At 63.7% G+C, this 12,741-nt stretch carries 10 protein-coding genes and 1 pseudogene; 9 read left to right on the top strand and 2 right to left on the bottom strand.

Annotation, left to right across the window (positions count from 1 at the left end; translation table 11 throughout):
* Positions 1-311: pseudogene (locus IVA82_RS32585) on the top strand (hypothetical protein); the annotation flags it as partial.
* A 57-nt stretch (positions 312-368) separates the two neighbouring features.
* Here the strand turns inward: IVA82_RS32585 and IVA82_RS32580 are convergent.
* Entirely contained in the window at positions 369-1,130 is a 762-nt protein-coding gene (locus IVA82_RS32580) for an SDR family NAD(P)-dependent oxidoreductase (protein WP_247383773.1), read from the bottom strand.
* A gap of 99 nt (positions 1,131-1,229) precedes the next feature.
* On the opposite strand from IVA82_RS32580, the gene IVA82_RS32575 reads away from it, so the two are divergent.
* Together IVA82_RS32575 and IVA82_RS32570 are read left to right on the top strand one after the other, a co-directional pair.
* On the top strand, positions 1,230-2,759 hold the full coding sequence (locus IVA82_RS32575; protein ID WP_247383772.1) for a malonyl-CoA synthase: 1,530 nt from the start codon (positions 1,230-1,232) through the stop codon (positions 2,757-2,759).
* 27 nt (positions 2,760-2,786) lie between these two features.
* Complete coding sequence (locus tag IVA82_RS32570; protein WP_247383771.1) at positions 2,787-3,248, top strand: DUF3658 domain-containing protein; 462 nt, start codon at positions 2,787-2,789, stop codon at positions 3,246-3,248.
* A 120-nt stretch (positions 3,249-3,368) separates the two neighbouring features.
* Here the strand turns inward: IVA82_RS32570 and IVA82_RS32565 are convergent, their stop codons facing one another.
* Entirely contained in the window at positions 3,369-4,229 is an 861-nt protein-coding gene (locus IVA82_RS32565) for a sulfite exporter TauE/SafE family protein (protein ID WP_247383770.1), read from the bottom strand.
* Between the two features lie 479 nt (positions 4,230-4,708).
* Here IVA82_RS32565 and sdhC point away from each other — a divergent pair, with 479 nt between their 5' ends.
* From sdhC to IVA82_RS32535, 6 genes are all read left to right on the top strand, one after another.
* Positions 4,709-5,107 (top strand): succinate dehydrogenase, cytochrome b556 subunit, encoded by a 399-nt coding sequence (gene sdhC, locus IVA82_RS32560; RefSeq protein WP_247383769.1) that lies wholly within the window; start codon positions 4,709-4,711, stop codon positions 5,105-5,107.
* The gene (sdhD, locus tag IVA82_RS32555) at positions 5,104-5,520 is read left to right on the top strand and encodes a succinate dehydrogenase, hydrophobic membrane anchor protein (RefSeq protein ID WP_247383768.1); all 417 of its coding nucleotides are present in this window, start codon (positions 5,104-5,106) and stop codon (positions 5,518-5,520) included. The genes sdhC and sdhD overlap by 4 nt, the downstream gene beginning before the upstream one ends.
* A 2-nt stretch (positions 5,521-5,522) precedes the next feature.
* A complete protein-coding gene (gene sdhA, locus IVA82_RS32550) occupies positions 5,523-7,358 on the top strand; it encodes a succinate dehydrogenase flavoprotein subunit (protein WP_247383767.1) in 1,836 nt (611 codons plus the stop codon).
* Positions 7,359-7,400: 42 nt separating this feature from the next.
* Positions 7,401-8,183, top strand: a complete 783-nt coding sequence (locus IVA82_RS32545; protein WP_247383766.1) for a succinate dehydrogenase iron-sulfur subunit — start codon at positions 7,401-7,403, stop codon at positions 8,181-8,183.
* 191 nt (positions 8,184-8,374) lie between these two features.
* Entirely contained in the window at positions 8,375-10,528 is a 2,154-nt protein-coding gene (locus tag IVA82_RS32540; protein ID WP_247383765.1) for a hybrid sensor histidine kinase/response regulator, read from the top strand.
* Positions 10,529-10,572: 44 nt separating this feature from the next.
* Positions 10,573-12,531, top strand: a complete 1,959-nt coding sequence (locus tag IVA82_RS32535; protein WP_247383764.1) for an ABC transporter ATP-binding protein/permease — start codon at positions 10,573-10,575, stop codon at positions 12,529-12,531.
* Positions 12,532-12,741: the final 210 nt, after the last annotated feature.

Here is a 12,741-nt window from a genome sequence, read left to right as displayed (position 1 = left end):
TCGAACAGGGTAAATGGCTGCGGCAGGTCGTCACCGGCTACTTCAACGACCATGCGGTGCCGACCAACAGTCGGGCGCTCAGCGCCTTCCGCTTCTTCGTCATCGAACTCTGGAGACGCACGCTCCGGCGCCGCAGCCAGACCGATGGCATGAGGTGGGAGACGATCAGTCGCCTCGCCTGTGACTGCCTCCCCAGGCCCAACATCCGTCATCCTTGGCCGCGAGCACGCTTCGCCGTCACTCACCCGAGGTGGGAGCCGTATGCGGGAAAGCCGCACGTACGGATCTGTGCGGGGGGCGCTCAGCAATGAGCGTCCCTACCGCGACCGCTGCGCTCGCAATGACGAACTCGTGGCTCTGACCGCGCTTCAATCCCTGCTCAACGGCGTTTGAATGAATCCGCGATTGTGCGTCGGGCTAATCAACAGCTCGTTGATGCAGACCCGCGCCGGCATGCTGGCGATGAACGCGATGGTGCGGCCGAGGTCTTCGGATTGCAGCATCCTGGACTGCTCCTCCTCGCTCGGCACCACCGGGCGCAGCTTGAGGATTGGTGTCGCCACCTCGCCCGGCATCAGGCAGCAGGCGCGCAAGCCGTTGACGCATTCGTCCATGTTGAAGGAATGGGTCAGCGCCAGCACCGCATGCTTGGTCGTCGTGTAGGCTGGGCCCGGCATCTTGGAGACGTGACGTCCGGCCCAGGACGAGACGTTGATGACCGCGCCGTCCTGCTGCTTGCGCATCGTCGGCAGCACTGCACGCATGCAGTAGAGCACGCCGTTGAGGTTGACCTGGACCAGCTTGTCCCAGCCCTCCAGCTCCATGTCCTTCCAGCTCCGCTTGGGGACATTGATGCCGGCGTTGTTGACCAGGAGATCGATCCGGCCGTGCCTGGCGACGATCTGATCGGCCACCTTCTGGGTCTCGGCGGCAACGGACACGTCCAGCGCAATGGCCTCGGCCGCGCCGCCGTCCCTGATGATCTTGGCGACCACGGTATCCAGGGCGTCCTTGCGCCGGCCGGACACCACCACCGTCCAGCCGTCGGCCGCGAGCGCTTCGGCGCCGGCTTCCCCGATCCCGCTGCCGCCGCCCGTGACCCAGGCCACGCGTTTCCCGTTTTTGGTCATGCAAACTGTCTCCGTTGCTTCATTGGGGCGGTTTTTGCTAATCCAGCCCTCGGTTTTGACCGGCCTTGCTTACAAGCCTTGCGGTCGAGGAAATCTTGCATGAACCAAGCTGCCAACGCCAACCTGTTTTCCCGCCTGTTCGACGGCCTGGACGATCCTGCGCGACTCGCGATCGAGACGCATGACGGCGCCCACATCAGCTACGGCGATTTGATCGCGCGCGCGGGCCAGATGGCGAATGTGCTGGTCGCGCGCGGCGTGAAGCCGGGCGACCGCGTCGCGGTGCAGGTGGAGAAATCGGTTGCGAATATCGTGCTGTATCTGGCGACCGTGCGCGCCGGCGCGGTCTACCTGCCGCTCAACACCGCCTATACGCTGAACGAGCTCGACTACTTCATCGGCGATGCCGAGCCATCGCTGGTGGTCTGCGATCCCTCCAAGGCCGACGGCCTCGTCCCGATCGCTGCCAAAGTGAAAGCAAAAATCGAGACGCTCGGGCCGGATGGCAAAGGCTCGCTGACGGAAGCTGCCGACAAGGCCAGCAGTGAATTCGCGACCGTTTCGCGCGCCGGCGATGACCTCGCCGCGATCCTCTACACGTCAGGCACCACCGGCCGGTCCAAGGGCGCGATGCTCACCCAGGACAACCTCGCGTCGAACTCGCTTTCGCTGGTCGGCTTCTGGCGCTTCACCGACAAGGACGTGCTGATCCACGCGCTGCCGATCTATCACACCCACGGCCTGTTCGTGGCGACCAATGTGACGCTGTTTGCCCGCGCCTCGATGATCTTCCTGCCGAAGCTCGACCCGGATCTGATCATCAAATTGATGGCGCGCGCCACGGTGCTGATGGGCGTGCCGACCTTCTACACGCGGCTGCTGCAAAACCCTGCGCTGTCGCGCGAGACCACCAGGCACATGCGACTGTTCATCTCGGGCTCGGCACCGCTGCTGGCTGAGACCCACCGCGAATGGTCGGCGCGCACGGGACATGCGGTGCTCGAGCGCTACGGCATGACCGAGACCAACATGAACACGTCGAACCCCTATGATGGTGAGCGCGTGCCCGGTGCCGTCGGCTTCCCGCTGCCCGGCGTCGCCGTGCGCGTTACCGACCCCGAGACGGGCAAGGAGCTGTCGCGCGACGAGATCGGCATGATCGAGGTCAAGGGCCCCAACGTGTTTAGGGGGTATTGGCGCATGCCGAAAAAGACCAAGGCCGAATTTCGTGATGACGGCTTCTTCATCACCGGCGATCTCGGCAAGATCGACGCCAAGGGCTATGTCCACATTTTGGGACGCGGCAAGGATCTCGTGATCTCCGGCGGCTTCAACGTCTATCCGAAGGAAATCGAGAGCGAGATCGATGCGATGCCTGGCGTGATCGAGTCCGCCGTGATCGGCGTGCCCCATGCCGATTTCGGCGAGGGCGTCACGGCGGTGCTGGTCTGCAACAAGGGCGCGGAGGTCAGCGAAGCCTCGGTGCTGAAGGCGCTCGACGGCCGCCTGGCAAAATTTAAGATGCCCAAGCGCGTGTTCGTCGTCGACGAACTGCCGCGCAACACTATGGGCAAGGTGCAGAAGAACGTGCTGCGGGATACGTATAGGGATATTTACGCGAAGAAGTAGACTTACTCGAACGCTTAGGGAGCGGGAATGAATGAAGATCAAGCCATCGCCGTCTTTCTGCCGCTGCTTTCAGCCGCCGAATCACTGGATGAAGCGAGGGCAGCGGCTGCTCTTATTGCTGACAGCGATGACCGCGCAGCCGAATTGGAGGCACTCACCTCCAAACTCAACACCCAGCTAATGCCGGCGATCTTTGACCATTTTTACGTCTTTTTTCCCGACAGTTCTGCGCGATGGGATCAGATCAAGCTGTCGCCGGCCGTCTCGGAAACGGCGCTAGACGAAATTATTCTATCGGTCGTGTCACCGGATTGGAAAAAGATGGCCTTCCTTATTTGGGAGATGTCCAGCCTTGCGAGCGAACTCGACCCGGAAATTGACCGCGAAACTCTCGTGGCCCGCGTCCGGATTCTGATCGAATCCAATCGACTCGAATACAGAGGCGATCCTCTCGATTGGCGGAGCTACGAAGGGCGCTTGGAGCCATGAGTGCGTAGACAATCTCTCGCCTCGTCATTGCGAGGAGCCCTTGCGACGAAGCAATCCAGACTGCTGCAGCGGAGAGATTTTGGATTGCTTCGCTGCGCTCGCAATGACGGAATATGGGCGTTATTGTCCGCCCACCAAGCTCAGCACAAACCGGCTGCCCACGATAAACAGATAACAGCCGAACGCGGCTTCCAGCGTCCGCTTCGACATTGCGTGCGCGGCCCTGACGCCCAGCGGCGCGGTGACGAGGCTCATCGGCATCACCAGTACGGCGCCGATCAGTGAGACGTAGCCGAGCGCGAACGGGGCTTGCAGGGCTACAACGCTCGGATAGCTCGCAGCCGCAGGCCAGCCCGCATAGACGTAGCCGAGCGCGCCGGGTATCGAGATCAGCACCGCTAGCGCGGATGACGTCGCCACCGCCTGATGGATCGGCCGGCTGTAGAACGTCATCAGCAGGTTCGAGAACAGCCCGCCGCCGATGCCCATCAGCGTCGACAAAATGCCGACAACGAATCCGTAGACGCGCATCAAGGCACCTTTCGGCAAATCATCTCCGAGCTTCCAGCTCTCGCGTGCGAAAATCAGCCGTACCGCCGCCGACCATGCGACGCAGACGAAGACGACCTTGAAAAGCCGCTCCGGCGCGTAGCGCGCGACCACGCTGCCGGCGATGACGCCGATCACGATCGGCAGCCACCAGACCCGCAGGATCGCCATGTCGACAGCGCCGCGCTTGTAGTGCGCCTGGAACGAGCGGATCGAGGTCGGAATGATCACCGCGAGCGAGGTGCCGACGCAAAGCGGCATGCGCACCTCCAGTGGCACGCCGGCGATACGGAAGCATTCGTAGAATACCGGCACGAGGATTGCGCCGCCGCCAATGCCGAACACGCCGGCTAAAAATCCGGAAAGCGCGCCGACCGCGATCAGCAGCAGCGCGAGCTCCATGACTTCCTGAATATCAAGCCCTGCGATCACCCCAGACCTGCTCCGGCGACTGGCCGCAACTTCTCCGATACTCGGCTCGCAGAGAGCTGTAGGCGATCCGATTTCCGCGGTCGACAGCCTTGCAGCCGGGGTGGAATGCCGGGTGCGCATATCCGGGACCGGCCACAAAAATGGGAGGTCGGGGTCGGCGCTGGCCGGTAAGATGAGCCTCCCCATGCGTTGAGCGGTTTGGACGGCCTGATCCGTTTAGAGCCGTTCCAATAGGGAATTCAATGCTCCATCGCCCACAGCAACGAAGCAATGAGCCTGTAATTCTATCTTTCCGGTAGATGTCGGACTGGTATACCAAGCCCCTGATTGGGCCTGCTTGATCAACGCCATAGCGCTGAACCCCGGTTCGATCTATCGCGATTTGGTGATTGCGCAGGCGAAATCGACTCCGTAAATAGAGCCCATCTCTCGCGATCCCCACGCGCCCCATGCTGGGCCGCAATAAAGCATCAAAGCCCATGTCCGCACGGATCGAACGACCGCTTTCTCCGCACATGCAAGTCTACCGCTGGACGCTGACGATGGCTCTTTCCATCGTCCATCGCGCCACCGGCATCGCCCTTTATGTTGGAACGCTGCTGCTGGTCTGGTGGCTGGTTGCCGCGGCCTCCGGCCCGGCCGCCTATATCCACGTCCAGGCCTTCGCCGGCAGCATCATCGGCCGGCTGATCGTGTTCGGCTACACCTGGGCCTTGATGCACCATATGCTCAGCGGCATCCGGCATTTCGTGTGGGATCTCGGCTACGGCTTCAAGGCCAATGAGCGCGAAGCGCTGACCTGGGGCGCCCTGATCGGCGGCATCGCGCTGACGGTGCTGATCTGGATCATCGCCTATGCGAACGGAGGCGGCCGATGAGTTTTCACGAATCCCACGACTCTCCGAAGAGTCCCTCGATGCGCACGCCGCTTGGGCGCGTCCGCAATCTCGGCGCCGCGCATTCCGGCACGTCCGATTTCTGGCGCCAGCGCATCACCGGCGTCGCCATGACGCTGCTGATGATCCCGGTGCTGGTGATCATCATGATGCTGCTCGGCCGCAACCAAGTCTACGCTGCGCAGACTCTGAGCTCCATTCCCGTCGCGGTGATCCTGCTGCTCTTCATCTTGGCCAGCGCCTGGCACATGAAGATCGGCATGCAGGTCGTGATCGAGGACTACGTCCATAACGAGAAGCTGAAGCTCGTGTCGATCATGCTCAACAACTTCTTCTCGTCCGCCGTGGCGCTCGCCTCGACCTACGCGATCCTGAAACTTTCGTCCGGAGTGTAACCATGGCGGCCACGACGAATGGCAAGGGCGACGGCGCTCCCGCCACTAGCGGAAAAGCCTACCCGATCGAAGACCACACCTATGACGTCGTCGTGGTCGGCGCCGGCGGCGCGGGTCTGCGCGCCGTGGTCGGCTGCAGCGAGGCGGGCCTGCGCACCGCCTGTATCACCAAGGTGTTTCCGACCCGCTCGCACACGGTCGCAGCGCAAGGCGGCATCTCCGCCTCGCTCGGCAACATGCACAAGGACGACTGGCGCTGGCACATGTACGACACCGTGAAGGGGTCGGACTGGCTGGGGGACCAGGACGCCATCGAATACATGGTGCGCAACGCGCCAGAGGCGGTCTACGAGCTCGAGCATTGGGGCGTGCCGTTCTCCCGCACCGAGGACGGCAAGATCTACCAGCGCCCGTTCGGCGGCATGACTCTGGACTACGGCAAGGGCCAGGCGCAGCGCACCTGCGCCGCCGCCGACCGCACCGGCCATGCCATGCTGCACACGATGTATGGCCAGTCGCTGCGTCATGCGGCCGAGTTCTTCATCGAATTCTTCGCCATCGACCTGATCATGGACGACCAGGGCGCCTGCCGCGGCGTCATCGCGCTCAAGCTCGACGACGGCACGCTGCACCGCTTCCGCGCCCAGACCACGATTCTGGCGACCGGCGGCTATGGCCGCGCCTATGCCTCGTGCACCTCGGCGCATACCTGCACCGGCGATGGCGGCGGCATGGTGCTGCGCGCCGGCCTGCCGCTCCAGGACATGGAGTTCGTGCAGTTCCACCCGACCGGCATTTACGGCGCGGGCTGCCTGGTCACCGAAGGTGCGCGCGGCGAGGGCGGCTATCTCGTCAATTCCGAAGGTGAGCGCTTCATGGAGCGCTACGCGCCGTCGGCCAAGGACCTTGCCTCGCGCGACGTGGTTTCGCGCTCGATGACCATCGAAATCCGCGAAGGCCGCGGCGTCGGCAAGAAGAAGGACCACATCTTCCTGCATCTCGACCACCTCGATCCGAAGGTGCTGGCGGAGCGGCTGCCGGGCATCTCCGAATCTGCAAAAATTTTCGCCAATGTCGACGTGACACGCGAGCCGATCCCGATCGTGCCGACCGTGCACTACAACATGGGCGGCATCCCCACGAACTATCATGGCGAGGTGCTGACCAAGAAGGACGGCGACGACAATGCTGTGGTCCCCGGCCTGATGGCGCTGGGCGAAGCGGCCTGCGTGTCCGTGCACGGCGCCAACCGCCTCGGCTCCAACTCGCTGATCGACCTCGTGGTGTTCGGCCGCGCGGCTGCGCTGCGCTGCGCCGAGAAGCTCACCGCCAATGCCAAACAGCCGGAGCTGCCGGCGAACTCGGCCGAGCTCGCGCTCGGCCGCCTCGACCATTACCGCAACGCCTCCGGCGGCACGCCGACCGCAAAGCTGCGCGAGGGCATGCAGCATGTGATGCAGACCAATTGCGCGGTGTTCCGCACCGGCGAAATCCTGAGCGAAGGCCAGAACCTGATCCAGAAGGTCCATAGCGGCATCGCCGACATCGCCGTCTCGGACCGCTCGCTGGTGTGGAATTCGGACCTCGTCGAGACGCTGGAGTTCGACAATCTGATCTCGCAGGCGGTGGTGACGATGAACTCGGCGGCCAACCGCACCGAGAGCCGCGGCGCCCATGCGCGCGAGGATTTTTCCGAACGCGACGACAAGAACTGGATGAAGCACACGTTGGCCTGGCTCGACGATTCCGGCAAGGTCAAGATCGAGTACCGCCCCGTTCACGACTACACCATGACCAACGACGTGCAGTACATCCCGCCCAAAGCTCGCGTTTACTAAACGGCGCGCGTGTATTGATCGAACAGCGAAGGCCTTATCGAAATGGTTGAATTCGCACTTCCGAAGAACTCCAAGATCACCGGCGGCAAGATCTGGCCGAAGCCCGCGGGCGCGGCAGAGGTGCGCGAATTCCGGGTCTATCGCTGGAATCCGGACGACGGCAAGAATCCGAGCGTCGATACCTATTACGTCGACACCAATGATTGCGGTCCGATGGTGCTGGACGGCCTGATCTGGATCAAGAACAACATCGATCCGTCGCTGACCTTCCGTCGCTCCTGCCGCGAAGGCGTCTGCGGTTCCTGCGCGATGAATATCGATGGCCAGAACACGCTGGCGTGCACCCGCTCGATGCACGACGTCAAGGACGGGGCGGTGAAGATCAATCCGCTGCCGCATCAGCCGGTGGTGAAGGATCTTGTCCCCGATCTGACCAATTTCTATGCGCAGTACGCCTCGATCGAGCCGTGGCTGAAGACGACCTCGCCGACGCCGCAGAAGGAATGGCGCCAGAGCCATGAGGACCGCGAAAAGCTCGACGGTCTCTACGAGTGCATCCTCTGCGCCTGCTGCTCGACTTCGTGCCCGAGCTATTGGTGGAACAGCGAGCGTTACCTCGGCCCGGCCGCACTGCTCCAGGCCAACCGCTGGGTCTCCGATTCGCGCGACGAGGCGACTGGCGAGCGGCTCGACGATCTCGAGGATCCGTTCCGGCTCTATCGCTGCCACACCATCATGAACTGCGCAAAGGCCTGCCCGAAGGGCCTCAACCCGGCCGAAGCCATCGCCGAGCTCAAGCTCAAGATGGTCGAGCGGCAGATCTAGACCTGGTTCATGCTCCGATCGCCGGCCGAGACGGCCAGGCCCTTCTACGACCGGCGCCAGTTTGAGTAGAATTTTCCGTGACCCCGTGGCGGGCGCAAAAATCAGATACTGCAACTACAGGTTATTCGCATAAACGACTTCCTTCCCGGCGGGAAATTCAGTTAAGCTCAGGTCCAGGGACCGGAGCGACCGTGCAGGGCGCACAACGCAATTCGCTGAGGCTTTTGCAGTGGATGATGGCGGCATCCCTGGCGCTGCCGATTGCCTTGTTCGCGATCGCCTCCACGATCTCCTACACATCGACCAACGACATCGCCGACCGCGAGATCGAGCGGTCGCTTGATGTCGCGCACGAGCATGCGCTCAAGGTGTTCGAGACCATCGACCGCAGCCTCGCCGAGCTTAACGAGGTCGTGCGCGGCCTTCCCGACGAAATCATCCGCTCGCGCGAACCGGCGCTGCACCGTCGCCTGAAACGGCTGACCGATTCGCTGCCGCAGCTCAAATCGGCCTGGATTTTCGACGCGGGCGGAAAGTCGCTGGTCAACAGCCTCGTCTCGCCGCCGCCCGAGCTGAGCTTTGCGGACCGAGATTACTTCTACGCCCATATCGACCAGAACATCGGCACATTCATCGGCGCCTCGCTGACACCCCGCCCGCCCTATCAGGGCGCGCGGTTCTTCGGCATGAGCCGCCGCCGCGATTCCGACGACGGCAGCTTCATCGGCGTGATCCAGGCCTCCGTCCTGCCCGAATATTTCGAGAGCTTCTACACCAGGATCGGCTCCGCTGCCGGAAGCTTCTTCGCGATGGGACGCGCCGACGGCGAAGTGCTGGCGCATTTCCCGCGGCTCGACGGCAAACTCCGGCTCGATCCCGGCGGACCGGTCGGCCGCGACATCGCAGCCAATCCCGAGCACGGCCTCATCACCGTCGCCTGGCCGTCGGACGGGATCGAGCGGCGGATCGGCTACCGGCGCATCGCTGAATATCCAATCTATGTCAGTGCCGGGCTCGAGACCTCGGCAATCCGCGCACGCTGGTTCGTCACCATGGGCCAGCATCTGGTGTTCGGCGTACCCGCGACCGCGCTGCTGTTTCTGCTGCTCGCCTTGGCGTTCCGGCGCACCCAGCATCTCCAGGCCGAAGCCGCACGACGGCGGGAGGCCGAGGAGGCGCTCAAGCACAGCCAGCGCCTCGAGGCGCTCGGACAGCTCACCGGCGGCGTCGCGCACGACTTCAACAACCTTCTGACCGTGATTCGCGCCTCCGTCGATCTCTTGAACCGGCCGCAGCTGAGCGAGGAGCGGCGGCAGCGTTACATCACCGCGATTGCGGATGCGGTCGCCCGTGCCGCCAAGCTGACTTCGCAGCTCCTTGCTTTTGCACGGCGCCAAACCCTGAAGCCGGAGGTATTTGACGTCGGCGAACGGTTGCAATCGCTGCACGACATGCTTGCGACGCTGCTCGGACCGGCGATCGAGATCGCCATACGGCTGCCGGCGGAGCCCTGCCTCGTCAATGCCGATGCCGGCCAGTTCGAGACGGCGCTGATCAACATGGCGACCAATGCGCGCGATGCCATGCAGGGCAAGGGCAGGATCACCTTCGCAGTACAGGCGGCGACGGCCGTTCCGGACACGCTGGCACATCTCACCGGCAGCCAGAACTTGAGCAAGCTTGGTTTCGTCAGCGTCGCCGTCAGCGATACCGGCGTCGGCATTCCCGCAGGCCGGATCGGGCGCGTCTTCGAGCCATTCTTCACCACCAAGCAGGTCGGCCGCGGCACCGGTCTCGGCCTGTCGCAGGTGTTCGGCTTTGCCCGGCAATCCGGCGGCGAGGTGACGGTCGAGAGCGAGGTGGGGCAGGGCAGCACCTTCTCGCTTTATCTGCCGCGCGCTGCGCCGGACCTGCTGCCGCAGCGGTTGGCGCCGAATACGGCGCCGGCGGTCGCGGGCAGCGGCATGTCGGTCCTGGTGGTCGAGGACGATATCGAGCTCGCCAATTTCGCCGCCGACGGTCTCACCGAGATCGGTTACAGCGTCACGCTGGTCGACAATGCCACCGATGCGCTTGCAGAGCTGGTCGTCGACACCGATCGTTTCGATGTCGTGTTTTCGGACATCGTGATGCCGGGGATGACCGGCCTCGATCTCGCGCGGGCGATCCGCGATCGCGGCATCGGCGTGCCGATGGTGCTGACCACGGGCTACAGCGAGGCGCTGTCCCAGAACGGCAGCCTTGGTTTCGATGTCGTGCAAAAGCCCTACGCGATCGACGAGCTATCGCGCGTGCTCTATCGGGCTGCGCGGCTGCGCAGAGTACGTGACGGCGCCGCCGAGTAACGGAACTCAAGGGAACCGTTTGATTTATTTTGCGTTATCGAGCCATGCAAAAGCCGGCCGGGAAGCGCGAGCAGGGCAAGCAGCCGCTCATTGTTGAAATCGTCGGCGAGAACGGCGAGGAGGTAGCTCCGCCGCCGCCCGAACTGATCGAGCCTGATCCGGAGCTCTCGCCCGAGGAGGCCGAGCAGGCGCGCAAGGATTATCTGCTGACGCGCTTCTGGATCAGCGCCCGCGGCTTCTGGGGCCGCATCGGCGATCGCCTGGCCTGGCCGTTCTCGATCGGCCTCGGTGTGCTGATCGTCCTGACCGTCGGCTTTCAATACGGCATCAACGTCTGGAATCGCGCGATCTTCGACGCGATCGAGAAACGCGATGCAGCAGCAGTCTTCCATCTCTCCGCGGTGTTCTTTCCGCTCGTGATCGGCAGCATCGTGCTCGGCGTGGCGCAGGTGTTCGCGCGGATGGGCATCCAGCGGCGCTGGCGGGCCTGGCTCACGGCAAGCGTGCTGACGCGCTGGCTCAACAACGGCCGCTACTACCAGCTCAATCTCGTCGACGGCGATCACAAGAATCCGGAATACCGGATCGCCGAGGATTTGCGCGTCGCGACCGACTCGCCGGTCGATTTTCTCGCCGGCGTGACCTCGGCGCTGCTCTCGGCCGCCACCTTCATCGTCGTGCTCTGGACCATCGGCGGCGCGCTCACGGTGACGCTTGCGGGATCGTCGATCACCATTCCCGGCTTCCTCGTGATCGCTGCGATCCTCTACGCGGCGATCGCATCCAGCTCGATCGTGGTGATTGGCCGACGCTTCGTGCAGATCTCCGAGGACAAGAACCAGGCCGAGGCCGATTTCCGCTACACGCTGACCCGCGTGCGCGAGAACGGCGAGAGCATCGCGCTGCTCGGCGGCGAGGAGGAGGAGCGCGACGGCATCGACCGCAATTTTACCAGCGTGCTGCGGCAATGGGCGCGGCTCGCCGGCCAGCACATGCGCACTACGCTGGTCTCGCAGGGATCGAGCCTTGTTGCTTCCGTGGTTCCTCTCCTGCTCTGCGCGCCAAAATTCCTCGACGGCAGCATGACGCTTGGACAGGTGATGCAGGCGGCCTCCGCCTTCACCATCGTGCAGAGCGCGTTCGGCTGGCTGGTCGACAACTATCCGCGGCTCGCCGACTGGAACGCCTGCGCGCGCCGCATCGCCTCGCTGATGATGTCGCTCGACGGCCTCGAGCGTGCCGAGCAGGGAGACGGCTTCGGCCGCATCAAGCGCGGCGAGACCAGCAATGACGCGATGCTGGAGTTGAAGGATCTCTCCGTCACGCTCGACGATGGTACCGCCGTGGTCGGTGAAACCGAGGTGGTGATCGAGCCCGGCGAGCGCCTCCTGGTCGCCGGCGAATCCGGGACCGGCAAGAGCACGCTGATTCGCGCCATCGCCGGTCTCTGGCCATGGGGCGGCGGCAGCGTCAATTTCCATTCCGACCGCCGGCTGTTCATGCTGCCGCAGCGGCCTTACGTGCCTTCCGGGTCGTTGCGCCGCGCCGTCGCCTATCCCGGCGCCGAGGATGACTGGACCGTCGAAGAGATTGGCGAGGCCCTGCACAAGGTCGGCCTCGATCATCTCAAGGAGAAGATCGAGGAGGACGGGCCGTGGGACCAGACGCTGTCCGGCGGCGAGAAGCAGCGCCTCGCCTTCGCGCGGCTGCTGCTGCACAGCCCCGACATCGTCGTGCTCGACGAGGCGACCTCGGCACTCGACGAGAAGAGCCAGGACAAGATGATGAAGATAGTCACCGACGAGCTGCCAAAGGCGACCATCGTCAGCGTCGCACACCGCGCCGAGCTGGAGGCTTTCCACAGCCGCAAGATCGTGCTGGAGCGCCGCAAGGGCGGCGCCAGGCTAGTCAGCGATATCGACCTGATCCCGCGCAAGGGCAGGCGCAAGCTGCTCGGCCGCCTCCTGCGCCCGCGCAGGCCTGTGCAGAAGAAGGCAGCCTGATGTCGTAGCCCGGATGGAGCGTAAGCGTAATCCGGGGTTCATTCGCGTGTGGAGCGATCCCGGATTACGCTGTGTGCCCCGAAGGGCGCGTGTCACCAGTGGAGGAGGAATCCACCCGGATAATTGTCGATAAGTCTGGTAGCTGACGAGCAGGTTGGTTGGGTAACCGGCTGATCTGAAGCCTCGTGACAAAGGTCGCCTTGGGCGGCT

Source organism: Bradyrhizobium sp. 142 (genome assembly GCF_023074015.1).
Classification (GTDB): Bacteria; Pseudomonadota; Alphaproteobacteria; order Rhizobiales; family Xanthobacteraceae; genus Bradyrhizobium.
The sequence above is the reverse complement of the archived record's forward strand: the minus strand, read 5'-3'. Positions and strand labels throughout refer to the sequence as shown.

Coding starts and splice junctions, on each gene's coding strand:
- IVA82_RS32535 (WP_247383764.1), top strand. CDS start 10,573: ATGCAAAAGCCGGCCGGGAAGCGCGAGCAGGGCAAGCAGCCGCTCATT.
- sdhA (WP_247383767.1), top strand. CDS start 5,523: ATGGCGGCCACGACGAATGGCAAGGGCGACGGCGCTCCCGCCACTAGC.
- sdhD (WP_247383768.1), top strand. CDS start 5,104: ATGAGTTTTCACGAATCCCACGACTCTCCGAAGAGTCCCTCGATGCGC.
- sdhC (WP_247383769.1), top strand. CDS start 4,709: ATGTCCGCACGGATCGAACGACCGCTTTCTCCGCACATGCAAGTCTAC.
- IVA82_RS32580 (WP_247383773.1), bottom strand. CDS start 1,130: ATGACCAAAAACGGGAAACGCGTGGCCTGGGTCACGGGCGGCGGCAGC.
- IVA82_RS32545 (WP_247383766.1), top strand. CDS start 7,401: ATGGTTGAATTCGCACTTCCGAAGAACTCCAAGATCACCGGCGGCAAG.
- IVA82_RS32575 (WP_247383772.1), top strand. CDS start 1,230: ATGAACCAAGCTGCCAACGCCAACCTGTTTTCCCGCCTGTTCGACGGC.
- IVA82_RS32570 (WP_247383771.1), top strand. CDS start 2,787: ATGAATGAAGATCAAGCCATCGCCGTCTTTCTGCCGCTGCTTTCAGCC.